This is a genomic window from Streptomyces griseoflavus (genome assembly GCF_014649995.1).
Classification (GTDB): Bacteria; Actinomycetota; Actinomycetes; order Streptomycetales; family Streptomycetaceae; genus Streptomyces; species Streptomyces griseoflavus.
Genome location: NZ_BMUC01000025.1, coordinates 47984 through 70609, shown reverse-complemented (window position 1 = coordinate 70609; position 22626 = coordinate 47984). Strand labels below are relative to the sequence as shown.

The following is a 22626-nucleotide window of genomic DNA, read 5'->3' as shown; positions in this document are numbered from 1 at the left end:
AGGCCGTCGGTATCCGGCCAGCAATAACACAACTCAGCCAGTCTATTAACCGGGTTCAGTTATGCTGGGACCCGGAATTCGCCGTCCGGCCTCGTCGGGCGGCGCGCAAGGCCGTCGCTTCGGAAAGGTCGATCGATGACGTCACACGTTCAGGACACGTACGGCACCCAGGAGGCCGTCGGACTCGACGACGAGCTGGCCCTGGAGCGTGCGTACGTCGCGGTGTGCCGCGAGGCGATGACCCGGCAGGTGGACGATGCCCAGTACCAGGTCGTCGCGGGCGAGGACGTGTCAGGTGACGGCGCGAGTGCCGAGGCGCTCGGCCGCTACCTGCGCACCCGCGCACGGCAGATGGCGGAGGAGCCCGACAGCCCGCTGTTCTTCGGCCGGCTCGACTTCGAGGACTCCGAGGAGGCGGGGGACCACCGGCGGCAGCGGTACTACATCGGCCGCAGGCGGGTCTCGGAACACCCGGCCGCACCGCCCCTGGTGATCGACTGGCGTGCGCCGGTCTCCCGCACCTACTACCAGGCGAGCGCCCTGGAGCCGCGCGGCGTCGCGGTGCGGCGGCGCTTCGGGTGGTCGCCGTGGAGCCACGGCGCTCCCGAGGACCTCACCGGACTTGAGGACGAGCACCTCGACCACGCCCGCGGCGACGACGGCGGCGACGCGGCGAGCACGATCGTCGCCGCCGAGATCGAGCGGCCCCGCCTCGGCCCGATGCGCGACATCGTCGCCACCATCCAGCCGGAACAGGACAACCTGGTCCGCAGCGAGCTGAACGAGTCGGTCTGTGTGCAGGGCGCCCCGGGCAGCGGCAAGACCGCCGTCGGCCTGCACCGCGCCGCGTATCTCCTCTACACGTTCCCCGAGCGGCTGCAGCGCAGCGGTCTGCTGATCATCGGCCCGAACCGCACCTTCCTGCGCTACATCTCCGAGGTGCTGCCGTCGCTGGGCGAGATCGACATCGCCCAGCTGACGGTGGAGGACGTCGTCGCACGGCACCCAGTGCGGCAGGCGGACTCCGAGGAGGTCAGCGTCCTGAAGCACAGCGACCGTATGGCCACCGTCCTCGAGCGCGCACTGTACGCCCGGGTGAGGCACCCGGAGGAGTCCATCGCGGTCACCGACGGCTCGTACCGCTGGCGGGTGGACTCGTACGACCTGGCCCGGGTCATCGACGAGGTGCGGGGCATGGGGGTGCCGTACGGGATCGGCCGCGAGCATGTGCGTTCGCGGGTGGTCACGCTGATCCAGCAGCAGGCCGAGCGGCGGGCCGGCCCGAAGAGCGTGACCTGGGCGCGCAAGATCGGTCGTTCGAAGCCGGTCGCCGCGCTGCTGGAGGCGGCGTGGCCGGTGGCGCGGCCGGAGGAGGTCGTGGCCACGCTGCTGAGCGATCCGGCGGTGATGGAGGCTGCGGCGGACGGGGTGTTCGACGCCGCCGAGCAGCGGGCTCTGCTGTGGGCGAAGCCTCCGCGGTCGGAGAAGAGCGCCACCTGGTCGGTCGAGGACATGCTGCTGCTCGACGAGGTCGCGGGGCTCATCGAACGCCCCGAGGGCTACGGCCATGTGGTCGTGGACGAGGCCCAGGACCTGTCGCCGATGCAGTGCCGGGCGATCGCCCGGCGCAGCGCGTTCGGCTCCATCACGGTGCTGGGCGACCTGGCCCAGGCGACGGCGCCGTGGTCGGCGCGGACCTGGCAGGAGCAGCTGACGCACCTGGGCAAGGCGCAGGCCACGGTCGTCCCGCTGACCACCGGCTTCCGAGTGCCCGCCGCGGTGATGGAGCTGGCCAACCGGCTCGTGGGCGCCCTGGGCGTGGACGTGCCGCCGGCCCGCTCGCTGCGCCATGACGGCGAGTTGGCGGTCAGCGCCGTCGACGACCTGGCGTCCGCCACCGTGTCCGCCGTCCGCGCGGCCCTCGACCGCGAGGGGTCGGTCGCGGTCATCGCCGCCGACGACGCGGTCGTCGCCACCTCGGCGGCGCTGCGCCGGGCGGGCATCGAGACGGCGACGGCCGAGGAGGTCGGCACGGCCGCCCGGGTGACCGTGCTGCCCGCGACGGTCGTCAAGGGCCTGGAGTACGACCATGTCGTCGTGGTGGAGCCGGCCGCGATCGTCGAGTCCGAGCCGCGCGGACTGCACCGGCTGTACGTCGTGGTGACGCGTGCGGTGTCCCGTCTCGACGTCCTGCACACCCGGCCGCTGCCGGAGCCGCTCGCCGCCTGAGGCGCGGACCGTCCGAGAACGGTCGAGACCTGTCCGAGAGGTGCGGCCCGGGGACTCCCCCGGGCCGCATTTTCTTTACGCCTCTTTGAAGAACCCCAAGGCGGAAAATTGCCCTGACTTTCGAAGTTGGCCGAATTGCCGTTGTCGACGGTCGCACTTGCGCCAAATCCCTGTGGCAATGACCACTGAAGGTTCCGCGGACTGTCTGAAGTTGCAGGATTGTTGAAGACATACCAAGCCTCGGCACCATAGGAGCACCTGCGCCATGTCCATCGTCGGACGGGACATACAACTCACCCGATTGCATGACCTGTTGACCGCACGCGACCGCGAAGCGGGTCCGATCGCCCTGGTCAGTGGCCCTGCGGGGATCGGCAAGACCGCCCTCCTCCACGAATTCAGCCAGAGCGCGGCGAAATCCGGTTCCCTCGTCCTGAGAGCGGCCTGCTCCCCGAGGGAGCGCGCCAACTCCTGGGGCGTGGTCCATCAACTCGTGTGGCACACAGGGCGATTCAAAGGAGCTTCACAGCGGACGAGTGACACGCTCGCAGCCGTCGGCCGCAGCCTTGCGGCCGTCACTCGGGCACCGGAGGGTGAACGTGACAAGGCCCTGGATGAATTCTGCGCGGCCGTCATGAAATTGGCCGACGGCCATCCCCTCGTCCTCGCCGTCGACGACATCCACGAGGCCGACCCCGAGTCGCTGGGCTGCCTCGGGCACCTCGCCCGCCGCATGGTCGCCTCCCGGATCCTGGCGGTGTTCACCGACCGGCCGCAAGCCCTGCCCCCGTACGCCACCGCGCGGGCCGAGTTCGCCCGGCAGCCCGGATTCCATCAGCTGCGGGTCGGCCCGCTGACCGTCGGCGACATCCGGCTGCTGCTCACCGAGCGGCTGGGCGTGCCCGCCGACGAGGCCGGCGCCGCGGAGTTCCACGCGGCGAGCGGGGGCAGCCCGCTGCTGACGCGGGCGCTGGTCGAGGACACCTGCAACGCTCTGCAGGGCACGTACACGGGCGCGGCCGCGTTACGGCCGGTCGCCGGGGAGATGTTCGACTCCGCGGTGGTCGACTGCATCCACCGGGTCAGCGCGCCCGCGGCCGATCTCGCCCGGCACCTGGCGGTGCTGGGGCCGGACGCGCTGTCGGTGCTGCTCGACCGCGACAGCACGAACCCGCCCACCCGGCACCTTCAGGAGCTGACCCAGGCCGGCCTGCTGGCGGGACCGGACTTCCGTCACCCGAGGATGCACACCGTGCTGGGAGGTGAGGTCTCCGCCGAGGAGCGGGCGCGGCTGCACGGGCGGGCCGCCGTACTCCTGCACGACAACGGCGCACATCCGGCCACGGTGGCCGAACACATCGTGGCGGCGGGAGGTATCGCGGAATCCTGGGCTCCCCCACTGCTCCGGGAAGCCGCTATCAAGGCGCTCGCCCAGGACGAGTTCCCCAAGGCGATGCGGCTGTTCGATCTGGCCCACGTCATCTGCCCGGACGGGCCTCTGCGGGCGTCCATCCTGTTCCAGCACACCCTGTCCGCCTGGCAGGTCGACCCGGCCAAGGCCATGCGCCGGCTCCCGGAGCTGAAGGAGGCCCTCCAAGCCGGGCACCTCACGGCCCTGTCCGGTGCGATGTCCCTGATCAAGAACCTGGTCTGGCACGGCTACGTCGACGAGGCGGCGGAGATGCTGCACCTGGTCGACCGGCAACTGGCCGACGAGCCGGACGAGCAGGGCCTTGCCGAGGCCCGCGCGCTGCAGCAGTGGCTGTCCGTGCTGTGCCCGCCGTTCCACCGGCGCATGTTCGGTGAGGTGACCCCCGACGTCACCGAGGAGCTCACTCCTGCGGCCATCGCAGCGCAGCCGCGCCTTCAAGCAGCCACCGCTCTGTCCGTCGTACTACGGGGCGGTGAGGCGGAGGAGGCAGTGGTCGGCGCCGCCCACTTATTGGAGATGTCCAGTCTGACGCCGACCCTGGAAACCATCCCGCTGGCGCTGATGACCCTGTTCTATGCCGACCGCACGGAACAGGTCGACGCGTGGTGCACCACGCTGCTGGACGCGGCCCGCGAGCGGAACATCGCACTGCTGTCCTCCCTACGGGCTGCGAACCTCATCCGGCAGGGCCGGCTGCTGGAGGCGGAGACCCACAGCGACCTGGCCCTGTCGCGGATGTCGTCGCAGGGCTGGGGTCTGAGCATCGCCCTACCACTGGCGAGTTCGGTGTACGCGCTGACCGCCATGGGCCGGTACGACGAGGCGCGGGCCCGGCTCTGCCGCCCGGTGCCCAAGGCGGTCTTCCAGACCGTTTTCGGCCAGCACTACCTGTACTCCCGAGGCCAGTTCCATCTGGCTACCGGGCGTCTTCAGGCCGCCCTCGGAGATTTCCTGGCATGCGGCAAGGCCCTGGAGAGCTGGGGAGTAGGCGACACCACGCTTATCCCGTGGCGCACCGGGGTGGCTGAAGCCCGGCTGCGCCTGGGCGAGCCGGACCAGGCCGTCACTTACCTGCAGGAGGAACTGGCCCGGCACAAGAGCAGTCCCCGGGTGCACGGCAACGCCCTGCGCCTGCTGGCCTCGACGATGAAGCCCCGGCCGCGGCTGCAGGCGCTGCAGGAGGCCGTGGACGAACTCCAGGCCTCCGGCAGCGACTGGCTGCTGGCGCACGCCCTGGGTGATCTGGGCCGTGTCTACCATCTGCTCGGGCAGTCCAACCGGGCCCGGGTGATCGTCCGGCGTGCCTACCGGATGGCGAAGAAATGCCATGCCGAGCCGCTCAGCCAGAACCTGCTGCCGGACGCGGAGCGGGCGGCCGAGGGACGGCGCTGCGCTGCCGGGCATGAGGTCTCGGAGCAGGTGCATGACGTGTTGTCCGAGGCCGAGCTGCGGGTGGCCGCCCTCGCGGCGGAGGGCCACACCAACCGGGAGATCGCCCGCCGGCTGTTCATCACGGTCAGCACGGTCGAGCAGCACATGACACGTGTCCTGCGCAAGCTCAACCTGTCCCGCCGTGACGAACTGCCGCAGGGCCTGGACACTATGGGCGGTTCAGCCGCACCGGCAGTGAGTGCAGCCCGCGGATGAGGGTGCTGGTGCGCCACCGCATGTCCTCGGGATCGACCGCGAGCCGCATGGCGGGGAAGGTGTCGAGCAGCACGCCGAACGCCACCTGCGCCTCCATCCTGGCCAGCGGCGCCCCGAGGCAGTAGTGGATGCCGTGCCCGAAGGCGACATGGCCGCCGATGGGCCTGCGGACGTCCAGTGTGTGCGGATCCCCGAAGCGCTCGGGGTCCCGGTTGGCGGAGGCCAGTGCCAGCAGTACGAAGTCGCCAGCCGGGATCTCGGTGTCACCGATGCGCAGGTCCTCGGTGGCGCAGCGGAAGGTGGCGTGCTTCAGCGGGCTCTCCAACCGCAGGAACTCCTCGACCGCGCCGGGCAGGAGGGAGCGGTCCTGGCGCAGCGCCTCCCACTGGTCCAGGTTCCGCATCAGGTGCAGCGTGCCGTTGCCGAGGGTGTTGACGGTGGTCTCGTGGCCCCCGATGAACAGCAGGAAGGCCATCGAGACCAGTTCGGTCTCGGTGAGCCGGTCGTCGACGTCACGGGCCGAGACCAGCGCGGCGAGCACATCGTCGGTGGGCGTACGGCGCTTGCGCTCGATCAGCTCACCGAGGTACTCAATCATCGCGGTCGAGGCGGCGGCGGTCGCGGCCGGCGAGTCACCGGAGACGAGCGCCTTGGACCAGGACTTGAAGTTCTCCTGGTCTTCCAGCGGCACGCCCAGGAGTAGGCAGATCACCCGGATCGGCAGCGGGAACGCGAACGAGTCCAGCAGGTCCACCGGATCGTCGTCCGGGAGGGCGGCGAGCAGTTCGCCGGTGATCTGCTCGATCTCCGGCCGCAGCTTCTCGATGGCGCGGCTGGTGAAGGCCTTGTTCACCAGCTTACGCAAGCGGGTGTGGTCCGGCGGGTCAGAGTGCAGCATGTGGGTGGCGAGGGCGGAGGAGAAGGCGCCACGCTTGTTGCGGTCCGGCTCGTTCTGCGCGAACAGCCGATCCGTCCGGTTGAGGTCGGTGCTCAGCCGGGGGTCCGCCAGCGCCGACCGCACCTCCTCGTAGCCGGTGATCAGCCAGACCGGTAGTCCGCCGCACACGGGGACCCCGGGAGGCATCATCACCCGGTGCGCCGAGCCTTCGGCGTTGAGCCGTGCGTACACGGAGTGCGGGTCCTGCATGAACGCGTCGTCGAGTTCCAGAGGGGCTGAATCCTGAAGCATGGGCACATCCTCGAAAGTGACGGCTCCGGGCCGTTCGCGGGTGGCGCTGAGCCTATGTACGCCTCTGGTGGCCGGGCCTGATCTGCGGCGAGATGAGGGGGTGTAGGGGCCTGATAGGGGCCGCCCGCCGGGTCCGTTCAGTGGGTTCCGGCGGGCGGCCGGAGCAGCCTCCGGGCCGGGGGAGGTCACCCGGCGACTGCTGGTCGGGGCGCAGCCACCGGGCCGGGGGAAATCACCCGGCAGCTGCTGGTCGGGGCGCAGCCACCGGGCCGGGGGAGGTCGCCCGGCGGCTGCTGGTCCGGTGGGGGCGCGGTCAGTTGCTGGGCGCCAGGTCGCCTTCCGTGGCCCGCGCCTGCTCCGGGGAAGCCTGGGCGGGCTTGCGCAGGTCGATGGTGATCAGCAGGCCGGCGAGTACGGCGGCGAGGGCGGTGATGCCCGCGGCCCACAGGCTCGCGACGGCGTAGCCGTGAACGGTCGCCTCGGTCACGGCCCGTTCACCGCGGCCGCCGCCCGCGATTCGGTCGGCGGTCACGCTGGTGGCGATGGCGTTGAGCAGGGCCGTGCCGATGGAGCCGCCCAGCTGCTGGGAGGTGGAGACGAAGGCCGACACCACGCCCACCTCCTGCGGCGGCACGCGGTAGGTGGCGACGCTGATGCACGGCGAGATCACCAGTCCGACACCGATGCCGAGCAGGATCTGGGTGGGCAGCAGCGTCGAGGCGTAGGAGCTGTCGGGGGTGAGCCGGCCGAGGTTGAGCAGGCCCAGCATGGCGATGAACAGGCCCGGCACGACCAGCAGGCGCAGCGGGACGCGGGGCACCAGCCGGGCGGCGATCTGGGTGGAGGTGAGCACCGTCGCCACGGTCGCCGGCAGGATCGCCAGGCCCGTGCGCAGCGGCGAGAAGTCCATCACCACCTGCAACTGGTAGGTGAGGATCAGGAACAGGCCGAACAGGCTGACCATGGCCAGGGCGATGGTCAGGCTCGCTCCCGCCCGGTTGCGGTCGACGACCAGCCGCAGCGGGAGCAGCGGAGCCGGCCCCCTGGCCTGGGTGAGGCCGAACGCGGCGAGCAGGACCACGGCGGTCGCGAGGCAGCCGAGGACGCGGGGCGAGGTCCAGCTGTGGGTCGCCGCCTGGTCGAAGGCGTAGACGAGGGCGAGCATGCCGCAGGCGGAGAGCACCGCGCCGGGGACGTCCACGCGCTGGCGGTTGGCGGGCATCGCCGGCAGCAGCAAGGCCCCGACCGCCACGGCCACGCCGATCGGCACGTTGACGTAGAAGCACCAGCGCCAGTCGAGGTACTCGGTGATCACGCCGCCGCCCAGCAGGCCGATGGCGCCACCGGCGCTGGCAACCGAGCTGAAGACACCGAACGCCTTGGCGCGTTCGCGCGGTTCGGTGAAGGTGGTGGCGAGCATGGCCAGGGTCGAGGGCACGAGCAGCGCGGCGAACACGCCCTGCGCCGCGCGGGCTCCGACGAGCACCTCGGCGTTCGGCGCGGCGCCGCCCGCCACCGAGGCGACGGCGAAGCCGACGGCGCCGGCCACGAAGGCGCGCCTGCGGCCCACGAGATCGCCGACCCGTCCGCCGAGCAGCAGCAGGGCACCGAAGGCGAGGGTGTAGGCGGTGACCACCCACTGCCGGCTCGCGTCCGACATCCCGGTGTCCTGCTGGGCCGACGGGAGGGCGATGTTCACGATGGTCATGTCCAGCATGACCATCAGCTGAGCCAGGGCGATCACCCCCAACCCCGACCACCGGTAGCGCACCGACCTCTCGGTGGAGGCCGCTGTTGCCTGTGCCATGGTTGCCTGTGCCATGTCCTGATGTCCTTCCCTCACCGCGGGCGGCGCTCGGTCCGGCCCGTCCGTTTTCCGCTGGCGGACACTAGAGCAGATTCCTTAACCAAGTCAATTCGCAGACTCAGTCATCTGATTGCCCGGGTAAGGGGATGTGCTAGGATGGCCTGGTGAATGCGCCGATGGGCTTGCGGGAGCGCAAGAAACAGCGAACGCGAGAGACGATCTCCGACACGGCGATCACGCTCTTCCTTGAACACGGGTTCGACCAGGTCTCGGTCGTCGACATCGCGGCCGTCGCCGAGGTCTCCAAACCCACGCTGTTCAAGTACTTCCCCACCAAGGAAGACCTGGTCGTCCACCGCTTCGCCGACCACCAGACGGTGAGCAGCACCGTCGTCGCGGAGCGGCCGCCCGGGGTGTCCGCGATCGACGCCCTGCACCAGCACTTCCTGGACGGGTTGGCGGCCCGGGACCCCATCACAGGGCTCAACGACGACGAGGACGTCCTCGCCTTCCACCACCTCGTGTACTCCACGCCCAGCCTGGTGGCACGCGTCAGCCAGTACCTGGCCCAGGCCGAGGAGGCGCTCGCCCAGGCCCTGGTCGACGCGCTGGACTCCGACCGCGAGATCACGGCCGCCCTGCTGGCCGGCCAGGTCATCGCCACCGAGCGCATCCTGGCGTCGGTGAACTGGCAGCGCATCGTCGCCGGCCGGTCCGCTGACGAGGTCTACCCCGAGGCGGTGGCCGACACCGACCACGCCTACGCCCTGCTGCGCCAGGGACTGGCTGGGGCAGCCGCCCAGAAGTGAAACCGCGACGACGGCGCCGCCTCCGAAGAGGCGGCGCCGTCGTCGTTCTGCCGACGTACGCCGGATCAGCCGGCCGCGTCCGCCGGCTGATCCGGGCCATGGCCGTGCTCCTGCCTGGGTAGGTTGTTGTGCCGCTCGATGTAGTCGGCCAGCCGGTCCATGCTGTCCGTGCCGCGCTCCCGGAAGGCCCGTGCCTGGGAGGCCATGTCGGCCGGGGACTTGTTCTGGCCGAGCTTGTACACGCCGTCGATGCGCCCGATCGGGATCTCGAACCTTTGGATGAGCTGCAGGTACTCGTCGAACAGCGCGCTCGCCCGGCGCGGCAGCGACCGGGGCTGCTTCGGTGCGAGCCGGCTCTCCTGGCCCTCGATTAGGTCGTCCAGCTGGCGCATGGTGCGCACCTCGTCCAGCAGCCGCGGCCGGCCCGTGACGTGCACGGCCGCGTACGCCCAGGTCGGGAAGTGCGGCTGGGAGGCGTAGTGGTCGGGCGAGATGTAGGCGCTGGGGGCCAGGAACGCCACCACCACCTCGACGTGCAGGCCAGCGCCTCACAGATCGGGTTGCCCCGCGAGAGATGCCCGCGCAGCTTGCCGTAGGGCTAGTCGATCCGGCCGTTCCCGCTCCTGCGCTCACACGACCCGGTCGCGCTGGAAGGGGCACGCACCCCTCGTACGGACGGATGAGCGGGTGCGTTCGCTCCCGGATCAAGTGGCTCTGAACTGCAATTTCATGCCCGCACTGGACTGGCATAGACGTCCCTGGAAGGTCTCTACAACCTGTGCCATGGGGTACCGCTGCAGCCCAAACCGGAGGGCAGCCCCGACAGGCTTCGCTGCGGCCTCAGGTCGCGTCCCACAGGCCGGTGTCCAGGATGCGGGCCGCCTTGGTGATGCTCCCCGGCATCAGATGCCGGTAGGTGCGATACGTCTCCTCGATCGACTTGTGGCCCATCCATTCAGCCACGTCGGTGATCGGTATCCCGCTCCCGAGCGCGTTCGAAGCGAAGTAGTGCCGGAAGCCGTAGATGCCGACACCGTCCGCTGCAGGCAGGTCCTTGAAGAGCTTCTGCACACGGCGGCGTTCCATCGGCTCCGTGTAGTAGCCGCTCGGACCGCACAGCAGATAACCCTCCCTCGTGGTGCCGCGCTTCTCCTCGTACCGCTCCATCGCCTCCCGCACCGAGCGCGGCAGAGGAACCTCCGGAACTCCTCCGCCCTGCGATGCTTCAGCTTCGCCGGCCTGTGCGTGTTGGAGTGGATCTGCTCGTGCACCCGGTAGACGTCATCCGCCACAACGTTGTTGACGTTCACTGCCCGGGCTTCCCCGTTTCGCAAGCCGCAGCCCACCATCATGACGATCTCAAGCGCGAGATCTTCGTCAGCGGCTGTCAGGGCCTTCTTCACGTAGGTGAGGGATGGGATGACCACCTTTTCGCGGACGTATTCCGGTTCCTGGACGCCCTTCACAGGGTCGTCCGCCATAGCGCCCTTGTCATACGCGTCCCGGAGGATCGCCTTGAGGACGCGGAAGATATTCACCTGGTTTCCGCGCCCCACCCCGTCCGTCTCCAATTCGTCCAGGAAGCGCGCGACCACAATGGGCGTAACCGAGTTCAGTTTCCGCGACCCGAGACGAGGGATGATGTGCACGTTAATGAAGCTGTCCACGTGCCATCTCGTCGAGCACTCCGTCATCTTGCGCTGACGAGGCCGCCACTGCTTCGCGTCTTCCACGATCGTCTGCTGACCGAGTTCGCAGCGAACCTCGGCGACAGATGGCGCCGTTGTCTTCTTCTCTGCGTAGACCTGCGTGAGACGCTCGATCGCGTCGTCCTGCGTGTCGTAGCCGGCCTCTTCACGCTGCTTACCGAGAGCGTCCCGGAACCGAATCGTATACGGGTGCGGACAACGCGTCGGCCTGGAACAACCGCACTCCTTGAAGAACGACCCCATCCCACGAGCGAGCTGTCGAGCCACGTATCAAGCCTTCCGAACAGGGCGATGGGCGGCCCGGCAGACCCAAGTCGTACGGGCAGGTCAGCAAGCCGGACACCGTTCGACTCGATGCTGACCGTTTGCTGACCCGGAGGCAGCGATCAGGGCCCTGACCTGCGAAAAAACCCAAATGCTAGATCTTGGACTTGAACATGGTGCGCTGCATGTGTGACTCCCGGAAGACGGCTCCCTGCCTGCTTTGTGCAGGTCAAAGGCGGTGTCCACTGTACATCGGCACCCGTTCGGCCCGGGGAGTTCCGGCAGATCATGCCGGGGGAACGCTCGGGGCCGAGCCGGGGGGCAGCCGCGCGGGCACCCCGGGTGTCACCTGGGCGGGGCCGGGGCCGGGACGTACTCGAACCAGTCGAAGGCGACCGCGCCCTCGGTGGCGTACATGCCGATCACACGGCCGGTGAAGCCGCAGGCGACCTCGGTGGACAGGTAGCGGCCGTCCAGTTCGGCGAGCGGCCGGGCGTCCGGGGCGTCGGGGTCGCCGAGCCAGAAGGCGAGGGTGTCGGGGCCGGTGGTTCCGCCGTCGGTGAGTCCGGGCGACGCGGGCACGAGGCCGGACGTCCGGATCGTCACGGCCAGGACCAGGGGCCCGGCCGGGACCGGCCGGCGGGCCACGGCCTGGCGCAGCGGCCCGATCCGGGCGACCACGGCGGCCTCCCCGTCCCCGGCCTCCACCTCGTAGTGGTGGGCCTCGTCCAGGCGCACGCAGAGACCGCCGCGTCCCGTGCCCGGGTCGAGCAGGGCGGTGACGCGGCAGTCGTGGTGCTGCTGGCGGCGGCCGACGAAGGTGTACCCGGGGCTGTCCAGAGTGGGGCCGGTCGCGTGGAGGACCAGCCGGCCGGGGCGCTCGGTGAGCGACCAGGAGCCCTCCGGGCGGGCGAACGGCGAGATGAAGTGCGGTGCCAGAGCGGGCCCGTCGAAGTCGTCGCGGGCGGGCGGAACCGGAAGGGGGTGCCAGGCGCCGCCCGGGGCCGCGTGGCGCTCGGGAACGGGGGTGACGACGGGCCAGCCGTCCTCGTCCCACTCCACGGGGGTCAGGAACGTCTCGCGGCCGAGTACGTGCACGTCGGGCGTGAAGCCGCGGGGGCGGACGCCGAGCAGCACCATCCACCAGCTGCCGTCGGGAGCCTGCACCAGGTCGGCGTGACCGGTGTTCTGGACGGGTCGGTCGGTGCCGCTGTGGGACAGCAGGGGGTTGGCGGGTGCGCCCTCCCAGGGGCCGCGCGGCGAGCGGCCGCGGGCCACGGACACGCTGTGGCCGCGTTCGGTGCCGCCTTCCGCGATCAGCAGGTACCACCAGTCGCCGATGCGGTAGAGGTGCGGTGCCTCGGGGTACTTCAGGCCGCTGCCCGACCACGTGGCGTGAGGGCCCTCCAGCACCTGGCCCTTGACCGGGTCGATCCTGGCCATGTTGATGCCCCCTTCGGAGCCGGAGAAGGCGCACCAGCAGGTGCCGTCCTCCTCCCACGCCAGGTCGGGGTCGATACCGGGCAGGTCGATCCACACCGGGTCGCTCCACGGCCCCTCGGGCCGATCGGCCGAGACGACGAAGTTGCCGCCACCGTCGACATTGGTGCCGACGACCCAGAAGCGCCCGTCGTGGTGGCGGATCGTGGGGGCGTACAGGCCGCCGGACGCCTTGGCGCCGGGGAGGGGCAGCGGCAGTTGTCCGGGCCGGTCGAGCACGTTGCCGATCTGCTCCCAGTGCACCAGGTCCCTGCTGTGGAAGAGCGGCAGCCCGGGGACGTACTCGAAGCTCGAACACACCAGGTAGTAGTCGTCACCGACCCGGCACACGCTGGGATCGGGGTGGAACCCGCCGATCACGGGATTGTCATACATGCGCTCGACCACTCAGGCGCCCCCTCTGTCGTCATGCGTGCGACCTCGGCTCCGCGCCTGCGCGTCGAGGTGCGCGAGCCCTTCTTCCCAGCGTCGTCGGCGTTCGTCCTCGGGCTGGTCCCACCAGGGGGTGCCGCGTTCCCCCAGCGCGGTCTTCGCCCGGTGCACGCGGGCACGCGCCGCCCGCTCGGCCCGTGCGTCACCCGCGGTCTTCGCGGAGCGCACCGCGCGACGGGCCGCCATGAGGTGGCGTCGAAGGCGGGCGGCGATCTCCTCGGGAACCGACGGATCGGTCGCCCGCCATCTCCTTCCCCCGATGAGGACGAAGTGCCCGTCCCGGGTCCTGCGCGGTGACTGGTGCGCTTCCACACCAACGATTCTGCACATACGGGCCGGCAGGGCGCGGCATCGCACGGCACCCCGATCCGCGCACCGCTCGCGGGACCGGACCGTCGTGACGCCCACCCGGCCGTTTCCGCCGTCGAGGGCCGCCGCCGTCACGGCGGCGGCCCTCGCGGTCATCGGCGATGTCGTGGTGCGGGCCCTGTCAGGCGCGGGTCCAGCGCTGGTTGTTGCCGTTGGAGCAGGAGTAGAGCTGGATCAGGGTGCCGTTGGCGGTGCCGTTGCCGGCCGCGTCGAGGCAGAGGCCGGACTGGACACCGACGATGGATCCGTCGGAGTTCAGGCGCCACTTCTGGTTGTCGCCGCCCCAGCAGCTGTAGATCTGGACCTTGGCTCCGTTGCCGGTGCCGGCGGCGTCCAGGCACTTGTCGCCGTAGACCCTGAGCTCACCGGCGGCGGTGAGCGTCCACTGCTGGTTGGTACCGGTGTGGCAGTCCCACAGCTGGACCTGGGTGCCGTCGGTGGTACTGGCGCTGGGCACGTCCACGCAGCGGCCCGAACCGACGCCCTTGATCGTGTTCCCGTCCCCGGGCGGCGTGGTGGAGCCGCCGTTGAGGGCGTTGAGGACGGCGGTGTAGGCCGGCTTCTTGCTGCCGTCGTTGTTGAACAGCAGCGGAGTGTCCCCCGCCCGCCAGGAGTCGCTGTCGCGCACGCCCCAGACGGTGACGCCGAGGCAGCGGGAGACGGCCAGGCAGTCGTTGACGACGTTGGCGTAGGTCGTGGACGAGGCGCCCTGGATGTCGAGTTCGGTGACGGCCACGTCGACGCCGAGGGCGGCGAAGTTCTGCAGCGTGGTGCGGAAGTTGGCGTTGTAGGGGCTGCCGCTGTTGAAGTGGGACTGGAAGCCGACGCAGTCGATCGGCACACCGCGCTGCTTGAAGTCCCGCACCATGTTGTACATGGCCTGGGTCTTGGCCCAGGTCCAGTTCTCGACGTTGTAGTCGTTGTAGCAGAGCTTGGCGGACGGGTCGGCGGCGCGCGCGGCGCGGAAGGCCACCTCGATCCAGTCGTTGCCGGTGCGCTGCAGGTTGGAGTCGCGCCGGGCTCCCGAGCTTCCGTCGGCGAAGGCCTCGTTCACGACGTCCCACTGCGCGATCTTGCCCTTGTAGTGGGCCATCACGCCGTTGATGTGGTCGATCATCGCCTGGCGCAGCGCGCTGCCGCTGAGGCTCTGCATCCAGCCGGGCTGCTGGGAGTGCCAGGCCAGGGTGTGGCCGCGCACCTCCTTGCCGTTCTGCACCGCCCAGTTGTAGACGCGGTCGGCGGCGGCGAAGTTGAACTGGCCCCGCTGCGGCTGGGTGGCGTCGATCTTCATCTCGTTCTCGGCCGTCACCGAGTTGAACTCGCGGTTCGCGATCGTCGCGTACGTGGAGTCGCTCAGTCTGTTCGCGGCGATGGCGACGCCGAAGTAACGGCCGCTCTGTGCCGCCGCGGCGCCGAGTGTGCTCTCGGCGGCCTGCGCGGGCGGCGGCGCGACCAGTGCGGCGACCACACCGAGGACGCCGGCGACCAGCGCCAGCAGGAGTACGCGGATCTGCCGCCGGACGGCGGGTCCGGGAAGGGCATAGGAGCCCATTGCTGTGCCTCCAGGGTAGGAATCGACGGGATCACCGGACACCGCGGTCATGCAGTCGTGCGCGACTCTGTTCGACATTTCGGTCCACGGTCGGCTCACCAGACAGGATGGTCGAGGGGTTGACGATGACTCGTCAACCCTTTCGACAAGAAGAGTTTCCGATCCTTATTCGAAACTTTCGCTGCTCAGTCGATGCGACCGGACACCTGGACCGGCAGCCCATATTGCGCTCCACCTGCGACCTTCCCCTCGGATTACGGGCTTTTCGCGCCCGGCTGGCGGAACTGTTTGCCCGTCGGATCCGGTGACAGCGCTTGACCCGAGGGTCACGCCTCCCTAACTTGTGGCGTCACACATCCGGGATCACTTCGAAACATTCGAGCGCGTACTCGCCCGGTTCGGCTGCCGCTCCGTGGTGCATCGGCGTCACCTCACCCCCCACCTTCAAGGAGGCCCTCTGATGTGGTTCCGCCAACCGTCCCCGGTCCGCCCAAGACGCTTACTCGGCGTCCTCGCACCCTTGCTGCTGCTGGCCACCTTCCTCGGCGCCCAGCCCGCCGAGGCCGCGACCGTGGACACCAACGCCTCGTACGTGCTGGTCAACCGCAACAGCGGCAAGGCGCTGGACGTCTACAACCTGGCGACCGACGACGGCGCCCGCATCACCCAGTGGACGAGGAACGACCAGAACCAGCAGCAGTGGCAGTTCGTCGACTCCGGGAACGGCTACTACCGTCTCAAGTCCCGCCACTCGGGCAAGGTGCTGGACGTCCACAACTGGTCCACCGCGAACGGCGGTTCGATCGTCCAGTGGTCCGACCTGAACGGCACCAACCAGCAGTGGCGGCTGGTCGACAGCCCGGACGGCTACGTACGGCTCGTCTCGCGCCACAGCGACAAGGCCCTCGAAGTGCAGGGCGCCTCCACCGCCGACAACGCGAACATCGTCCAGTACGACGACTGGGGCGGCGCCAACCAGCAGTGGCAGCTCGTCAAGGTCGGCTCCGAGACCCCCGGCTCGTGCGACCTCCCGTCGAGCTACCGCTGGACGTCGACGGGCGCCCTGGCGCAGCCCAGGCAGGGGTGGGTCTCGCTCAAGGACTTCACCGTCGCCCCCTACAACGGCAGGCAACTCGTCTACGCGACCACGCACGACACGGGGACCAGGTGGGGCTCGATGAACTTCGGCCTGTTCACCAACTGGCCGGAGATGGCCTCGGCCGGCCAGAACGCCATGTCCAACTCGACCGTCGCACCCACGCTCTTCCACTTCGCGCCGAAGAACATCTGGGTGCTCGCCTACCAGTGGGGCGGGACCGCCTTCTCCTACCGGACCTCGACCGACCCCACGAACCCGAACGGCTGGTCGTCCGAGCAGGTGCTCTTCTCCGGAAGCATCTCCGGTTCCGGAACGGGACCCATCGACCAGACGCTCATCGGTGACGGCACGAACATGTACCTGTTCTTCGCCGGCGACAACGGCAAGATCTACCGGGCCTCCATGCCGATCGGGAACTTCCCGGGCAGCTTCGGCTCGACCTCGACCGTGGTCATGAGCGACACCACGAACAACCTGTTCGAAGCGCCGCAGGTGTACAAGCTGCAGGGCCAGAACCGCTACCTCATGATCGTCGAGGCGATCGGCTCGCAGGGCCGGTACTTCCGCTCGTTCACGGCCACCAGCCTCAACGGCTCCTGGACGCCCCAGGCCGCGACCGAGAGCAATCCCTTCGCCGGCAAGGCCAACAGCGGAGCCACCTGGACCAACGACATCAGTCACGGCGAACTGATCCGCACCAGTGCCGATCAGACCATGACCGTCGACCCCTGCAACCTGCAGTTGCTCTACCAGGGACGCAGCCCCAACTCCGGCGGTGACTACGGCCTCCTGCCCTACCGTCCGGGTCTGCTGACCCTGCGACGCTGACGGCACGACGGAGGTCCCGCTCCCGAGAGGGGGCCGGTGTGGCGGGCTCGGCGGAATGCCGGGCCCGCCACACCTTTGTGCGAACGGCCCGGCGCGATGACGGCACCCGCCCCTGCCTCTGCCCGCGGCCCCGGCCGAGGACTCGACGGCCGACGTGGTTCACTTCTGCACATTCACTGAATCGTTCTCTGACAACGTTCGACAATCCCGTCCCGCGATCGGCAAAGCCAACTCCCGCTGGTAGAGACCACTGCCCGTGACCCCCATCACCTCGATAACGTTTTATGTTTGGTTCCGTGATCTCCCGATGGACTGTGTTGACTTTACGAGTCGTTAACAGTCACTGTGTGCGCAACCCGGCCGCTCCGAGACACGCAGCAGAGCGGCACGCACCTGAGGAGACGCCATGTCACTGCGGACTCAACGCCCCGCGCTCCGCCGGGCTCTGGTGGCCCTTGCCGCTCTCCCCCTGCTCGCCACGGCGGCATGTGGAAGCTCCGACTCCAAGGACAGCGCCTCGGGCGGCCAGGGCACGTGCGAGAAGAGCGACGGCAAGGTCGAGCTGACGTACTGGTCGTGGATCCCCGGCGTCGAGAAGGCCGTGGCCGAGTGGAACCGCCAGAACCCGGACATCCAGGTGTCGGTCAAGTCGACCCCGAACGGCAACGCCGGCACCTACCAGAACATGTCGAACGCCCTGAAGGCGGGCAACGCCCCCGACCTCGGTCAGATCGAGTACGACTCGCTGGCGAGCTTCCGCCTCCAGGAGGGCCTCACCGACATCGCCGCGTGCGCGGGCGTCAAGGACGCCGAGGACGACTTCGTCAAGTGGACCTGGTCGCAGGTGACCTTCGGCTCCGGCGGCGAGGACGGCGTCTGGGCGGTGCCCCAGGACACCGGACCGATGGCCCTCTTCTACCGCAAGGACCTGTTCGAGAAGCACGGCATATCCGTCCCGAAGACCTGGGAGGAGTACTACCGGGCGGCCAAGAAGCTGAAGGAGGCCGACCCCAAGGCGTACATGACGCACTTCTCGCAGACCGACCCGAACTGGTTCAGCGGCCTGCTGTGGCAGAAGGGCGCCACCATGTTCGGCCAGGACGGCGACGCGTGGAAGGTCGACGTCGACAGCCCGGCCGCCGGCGAGGTGGCGGACTACTGGCAGAAGATGATCGACGAGAAGCTGGTGGCGACCGACCTGCAGGGCTTCTCCCCGGCGCTCTACAAGGCGTGGAACGACGGTGAGATCGCGACCTGGGTCAGCGCCGCCTGGGGCTACAGCACCATCCGCGACAACGCGAAGGCGACCTCCGGCACGTGGGGCGTCGCGCCGATGCCGCAGTGGTCCGCGGGCGAGAACAAGGCCGGCAACTGGGGCGGCTCGACGACGGCGGTCCTCGGCAGGAGCAAGCACCCCTACGAGGCCGCGAAGTTCGCGCTGTGGCTGAACACCGACCCGAAGGCACTGGAGATCCTCAACCGTGAGGGCGGTCTCTACCCCGCGGCCGTCAAGGGGCTCGACCTGGAGGCCCTGCAGCAGCCGGTGGACTTCTACGGCGGCCAGAAGATCTTCGACGTCTTCGCGGACGCCTCCAAGAACGTCACCACGGACTGGACCTTCGGCCCGACGATGACCGACACCTACCGCTTCATGGGCGACGGCATCGCGGGAGCCCTCGGCGGCAAGGGGACGCTCAAGGACGCGCTCGCCCAGACGGACACCAAGACGGTGGACTCCCTGGAGAAGCAGTCCCTCGAGGTCGCCAAGTAAGTGACGGGAACCGGCGGCGCGTCACCACGCCCGCCGGTCCTCTCCCCCTCGTCAAGGAAGCCCGGGAAGAGACCACGCCATGACCGCCGACCGGACGGCCGCGACAGCGGCGCCACCGACGAAGACCACCACGGCCCCCGCTCCGCCGCGCCGCAAACGGAACTGGGCGCCCGCCGTCTTCCTCCTGCCGTTCTTCATACCCTTCGTTCTTTTCACCCTGGTTCCGGTCGGATACGCCTTCTACCAGAGCCTGCTCAAAACCGAACGCACCGGCGGCACCTTCGGCCGCAAGACGACCGTGTTCGCCGGCCTCGACCAGTACAAGGAAGTCCTGGGCGACAGCGAGTTCCTCGCCGGCGTCGGCCGGGTGCTGCTCTTCGGCCTGGTGCAGATCCCTGTGATGCTGCTGCTGGCCCTGGTGCTCGCGCTGCTGCTGGACTCCACGGTGGCCCGCCTCAAGCGCTTCTTCCGCATCGCCTACTTCGTGCCGTACGGCATCCCCGGCGTGATCGCGGCGCTCATGTGGGCCTTCCTCTACGACCCCCGCCTCTCGCCCGTCGTGGAGCTGCTCGACGAGGTCGGATCCGCACCGGACTTCCTCGGCTCGTCGATGATGCTCTGGTCCATCGGCAACATCGTCACCTGGACCTACACCGGGTACAACATGCTGATCATCTACGCCGCGCTGCAGGCCGTCCCGGGCGACATCTACGAGGCGGCGCGCATGGACGGGGCGAGCGAGGCGAAGATCGCCTGGCGCATCAAGATCCCCATCCTGCGTCCGGCGCTCATGCTGACCGGCGTCTTCTCGATCATCGGGACCCTGCAGCTGTTCACCGAGCCGCAGGTGCTGCGCTCCATCTCCACCAGCGTCACCAGCACCTACACCCCGAACCTGGCGGCCTACTCGCTCGCCTCGTCGGACAACTACAGCGAGGCCGCCGCCATGTCGGTGACGCTGGCGCTGGCCACGTTCGTCCTGTCGTTCGCGTTCCTCAAGTTCACGGGTCGAAAGGACGGGTCATGAGCCTCCTCACCGACACCGCGGGTGCCCACGCACCCGCGCCGGCCTCGAAGCAGGCGTCGCGCGGCCCGCGGGAGAGCCGTCTCTCGGTGGCCGTCGCCACCGGCTTCCTGGCCGTGATCGCCGTCTACATGCTGCTTCCGGTGTTCTGGCTGGTCGTCTCGGCCACCAAGAGCCAGGGCGACCTGGTCGGCACGTTCGGCCTGTGGTTCACCGACTTCCACCTGGCCGACAACCTGCGGGCACTGTTCGCCAAACAGGACGGCGTCTTCCTGCCCTGGCTGTTCAACAGCCTCCTCTACGCGGGGGCGGGCGCGGCCGTCGGGACGCTGCTGTCCGCCATGGCCGGCTACGCCCTGGCCAAATACCGTTTCCGCGGGCGGGAGTTCCTCTTCTCCGTGGTACTCGGCGGAGTGCTGGTCCCGGCCACGGCGCTCGCGCTGCCGCTGTTCCTGCTCTTCGCCGAGGTGGGCGCCACCAACACCTTCTGGGCGGTGTTCCTGCCGAGCATCGTCAGCCCGTTCGGCGTCTACCTCTCACGCATCTTCGCGGCCGCCTCCGTGCCCGACGAACTCCTGGAGGCGGCCCGCATCGACGGGTCCGGAGAGCTGCGTACCTTCTTCACCATGGCGGTGAGGCTGATGTCGCCCGCCATGGTGACGATCTTCCTGTTCCAGTTCGTGGTCATCTGGAACAACTTCCTGCTGCCGCTGGTGATGCTCCAGGACGACCGCCTCTACCCGGTCACCCTGGGCCTGTTCACCTGGCAGTCCCAGGTCAGCCGCGACCCGTCGCTGCAGATCCTCAGCCTCACCGGGTCGCTCGTCTCGGTCGTCCCGATCGTCATCACCTTCCTGGTGCTCCAGCGCTACTGGAAGGCCGGCCTCGCGGCGGGAGCGGTGAAGTCGTGAACAACGCGCTCGACAACGACGCGCTCAAGCAGCTGTCCGACCGGCTCGGCGGCATCGCCTACGGCGGCGACTACAACCCGGAGCAGTGGCCGCGCGAGGTGTGGGAGGAGGACGTCCGCCTCATGCGTGAGGCCGGCGTCAACCTCGTCACCGTCGGGGTCTTCTCCTGGGCGTTCCTGGAACCGCGCCCGGGGACCTACGAGTTCGGCCTGCTCGACGAGGTCATGGACCTGCTGCACGCGAACGGCATCGCCGTCGACCTGGCGACGGCCACGGCGTCCCCGCCGCCGTGGTTCTCGGTGCGCCACCCCGACGCGCTGCCGGTGACCTCCGACGGCGTCCGGCTGACGCACGGCTCGCGGCAGACGTTCTGCCCGAGCAGCCCCGCGTACGCCGAGGCGGCCGGCCGTCTCGCCGAACGGATCGTGGAGCGGTACCGCGACCATCCGGCGCTCGTCCTCTGGCACCTGCACAACGAATGGGGCAACCACAACGCGCACTGCTTCTGCGACACCAGTGCCGAGGCCTTCCGGGACTGGCTGCGACAGCGGTACGGCGGCCTCGACGGACTCAACGAGGCGTGGGGAACGGCGTTCTGGAGCCAGCGGTACGGCGACTGGGCGGAGGTCATGCCGCCCCGCGCCACCGCGGCCGTGGCGAACCCCACCCAGCGGCTGGACCACTGGCGGTTCTCCTCGGACGCGCTGCTGGCGCTGCACCGGCGCGAGGCGGAGATCGTACGCCGCCTCTCCCCCGGTGTGCCGCTGACCACCAACCTCCTGGTCACCCTGGAGAAGAAGGTCGACGGGTTCTCCCTCGCCGAGGCGTGCGACTTCGTCTCGGTCGACCAGTACCTCACGGCCGCGGACCCCGAGGCGCACATCGGGCTGTCCCTCGACGCCGACCTCGCGCGCGGCATGGGCGGCGGCGCTCCGTGGCTGCTGATGGAGCACTCCACCTCCGCGGTGAACTGGCAGCCCCGCAACGTCGCGAAGACGCCGGGGCAGATGCGGCGCAACAGCCTCGCGCACGTGGCGCGCGGCGCCGACGGCGTCCTGTACTTCCAGTGGCGCCAGTCGAGGGCCGGCGCCGAGAAGTGGCACTCCGCGATGCTCCCGCACGGCGGCACCGACACCAGGACCTGGCGCGAGGTGACCGCTCTCGGCCGGGACCTGAAGGCCCTGGCGGAGGTGCGCGGCACCCGCGTGGTGTCGGACGTGGCGCTCCTCTTCGACTGGAACGCCTGGTGGGCCCTCGAGATGGACGCCACCCCCTCACAGGACCTGCGCTACCTCGACCTGGTCCGCGCCTGGTACGAGGCGCTGTGGTCGCTGGGCGTGACCTGCGACCTGGTGCACCCCGGCAGCGATCTGAGCGGCCACCGGCTGGTCCTCGTCCCCAGCCTCTGCCTGACGAGCGACGCGCACGCCGCGGCGCTGAACGGGTTCGTCGAGGACGGCGGGCACGCGGCCGTCGGCTTCTTCAGCGGTGTGGTGGACGAGCACGACCACGTCCGCCTCGGCGGCCATCCGGGGGCGTACCGGGACATGCTGGGAATCCGGGTGGACGAGTTCTTCCCGCTCCGGGAGGCGGAGACGGTCCGGCTCTCCGACGGCTCGGGGGCGACGCTGTGGACCGAACTCGTCGAACCGCGGGGAGCCGAGACGGTCCTGTCGTTCGCGGCGGACCCGTCGTCCGGCGGACCGGTCGCCGGGCACCCGGCGGTCACGCGGCACGGTCACGGTGACGGAGTGTCCTGGTACGTGGCGACGCGTCCGGACGCGGAAGCGCTGCGCACGCTGCTGGCGCGGGTCTGCCGGGAGGCCGGGGTCACCGCCGCGGCCGAGGTCCCGGCCGGGGTCGAGGCGGTCCGCAGGCGCGGCACGGACGCCACGTACCTGTTCCTGATCAACCACTCCCCGCTCGACGTGTCCGTCCCGGCGGCGGGCACCGACCTGCTGAGCGGCGCCACCGCCGACGGCGGGATCGTCGTCCGCGGGGGCGACGTCGCGGTGATCCGGGAACGCGGCTCCCGCCCGGCGGGTGGGTGACGC

At 69.6% G+C, this 22626-nt stretch carries 15 protein-coding genes; 8 read left to right on the top strand and 7 right to left on the bottom strand.

Annotated features, from left to right (window positions below; genetic code table 11):
* Positions 1-135 precede the first annotated feature (135 nt).
* Together IE172_RS32980 and IE172_RS32975 are read left to right on the top strand one after the other, a co-directional pair.
* The gene (locus IE172_RS32980; RefSeq protein WP_438817032.1) at positions 136-2229 is read left to right on the top strand and encodes a HelD family protein; all 2094 of its coding nucleotides are present in this window, start codon (positions 136-138) and stop codon (positions 2227-2229) included.
* A gap of 265 nt (positions 2230-2494) precedes the next feature.
* On the top strand, positions 2495-5308 hold the full coding sequence (locus IE172_RS32975; protein ID WP_229886700.1) for an ATP-binding protein: 2814 nt from the start codon (positions 2495-2497) through the stop codon (positions 5306-5308).
* Here the strand turns inward: IE172_RS32975 and IE172_RS32970 are convergent.
* Both IE172_RS32970 and IE172_RS32965 read right to left on the bottom strand, forming a co-directional pair.
* Positions 5262-6497 carry a cytochrome P450 family protein gene (locus tag IE172_RS32970; protein WP_190101033.1) on the bottom strand — a complete coding sequence of 412 codons (1236 nt, stop codon included), beginning with the start codon at positions 6495-6497 and terminating at the stop codon, positions 5262-5264. The genes IE172_RS32975 and IE172_RS32970 overlap by 47 nt on opposite strands.
* A gap of 313 nt (positions 6498-6810) precedes the next feature.
* Positions 6811-8319, bottom strand: a complete 1509-nt coding sequence (locus tag IE172_RS32965; protein ID WP_229886698.1) for an MFS transporter — start codon at positions 8317-8319, stop codon at positions 6811-6813.
* Positions 8320-8468: 149 nt separating this feature from the next.
* On the opposite strand from IE172_RS32965, the gene IE172_RS32960 reads away from it, so the two are divergent.
* On the top strand, positions 8469-9113 hold the full coding sequence (locus IE172_RS32960) for a TetR family transcriptional regulator (RefSeq protein ID WP_042172902.1): 645 nt from the start codon (positions 8469-8471) through the stop codon (positions 9111-9113).
* Positions 9114-9178: 65 nt separating this feature from the next.
* On the opposite strand, the gene IE172_RS32955 is transcribed toward IE172_RS32960, so the two are convergent.
* The 5 genes from IE172_RS32955 to IE172_RS32935 all read right to left on the bottom strand — a co-directional run bounded on the left by IE172_RS32955 (position 9179) and on the right by IE172_RS32935 (position 14939).
* A complete protein-coding gene (locus IE172_RS32955; RefSeq protein WP_190101032.1) occupies positions 9179-9634 on the bottom strand; it encodes an FMN-binding negative transcriptional regulator in 456 nt (151 codons plus the stop codon).
* Positions 9635-9953: 319 nt separating this feature from the next.
* A complete protein-coding gene (locus tag IE172_RS35015; protein ID WP_229886695.1) occupies positions 9954-10280 on the bottom strand; it encodes a tyrosine-type recombinase/integrase in 327 nt (108 codons plus the stop codon).
* Positions 10281-11431: 1151 nt separating this feature from the next.
* Entirely contained in the window at positions 11432-12961 is a 1530-nt protein-coding gene (locus IE172_RS32945; RefSeq protein WP_190101031.1) for a glycoside hydrolase family 43 protein, read from the bottom strand.
* Positions 12962-12973: 12 nt separating this feature from the next.
* Entirely contained in the window at positions 12974-13330 is a 357-nt protein-coding gene (locus IE172_RS32940; RefSeq protein WP_190101030.1) for a hypothetical protein, read from the bottom strand.
* Between the two features lie 178 nt (positions 13331-13508).
* A complete protein-coding gene (locus IE172_RS32935; RefSeq protein ID WP_190101029.1) occupies positions 13509-14939 on the bottom strand; it encodes an endo-1,4-beta-xylanase in 1431 nt (476 codons plus the stop codon).
* A 460-nt stretch (positions 14940-15399) separates the two neighbouring features.
* Between IE172_RS32935 and IE172_RS32930 the strand changes: the two genes are divergently transcribed.
* The 5 genes from IE172_RS32930 (at position 15400) to IE172_RS32910 (ending at position 22623) form a co-directional block, all read left to right on the top strand.
* Positions 15400-16866, top strand: a complete 1467-nt coding sequence (locus tag IE172_RS32930; RefSeq protein WP_190101028.1) for a non-reducing end alpha-L-arabinofuranosidase family hydrolase — start codon at positions 15400-15402, stop codon at positions 16864-16866.
* A gap of 406 nt (positions 16867-17272) precedes the next feature.
* A complete protein-coding gene (locus IE172_RS32925) occupies positions 17273-18637 on the top strand; it encodes an ABC transporter substrate-binding protein (RefSeq protein ID WP_190101027.1) in 1365 nt (454 codons plus the stop codon).
* Between the two features lie 79 nt (positions 18638-18716).
* Complete coding sequence (locus IE172_RS32920; protein WP_190101026.1) at positions 18717-19664, top strand: carbohydrate ABC transporter permease; 948 nt, start codon at positions 18717-18719, stop codon at positions 19662-19664.
* Complete coding sequence (locus IE172_RS32915; RefSeq protein ID WP_190101025.1) at positions 19661-20572, top strand: carbohydrate ABC transporter permease; 912 nt, start codon at positions 19661-19663, stop codon at positions 20570-20572. Before IE172_RS32920 ends, IE172_RS32915 begins: the two co-directional genes overlap by 4 nt.
* Positions 20569-22623, top strand: a complete 2055-nt coding sequence (locus IE172_RS32910) for a beta-galactosidase (protein ID WP_229886693.1) — start codon at positions 20569-20571, stop codon at positions 22621-22623. Before IE172_RS32915 ends, IE172_RS32910 begins: the two co-directional genes overlap by 4 nt.
* Positions 22624-22626: the final 3 nt, after the last annotated feature.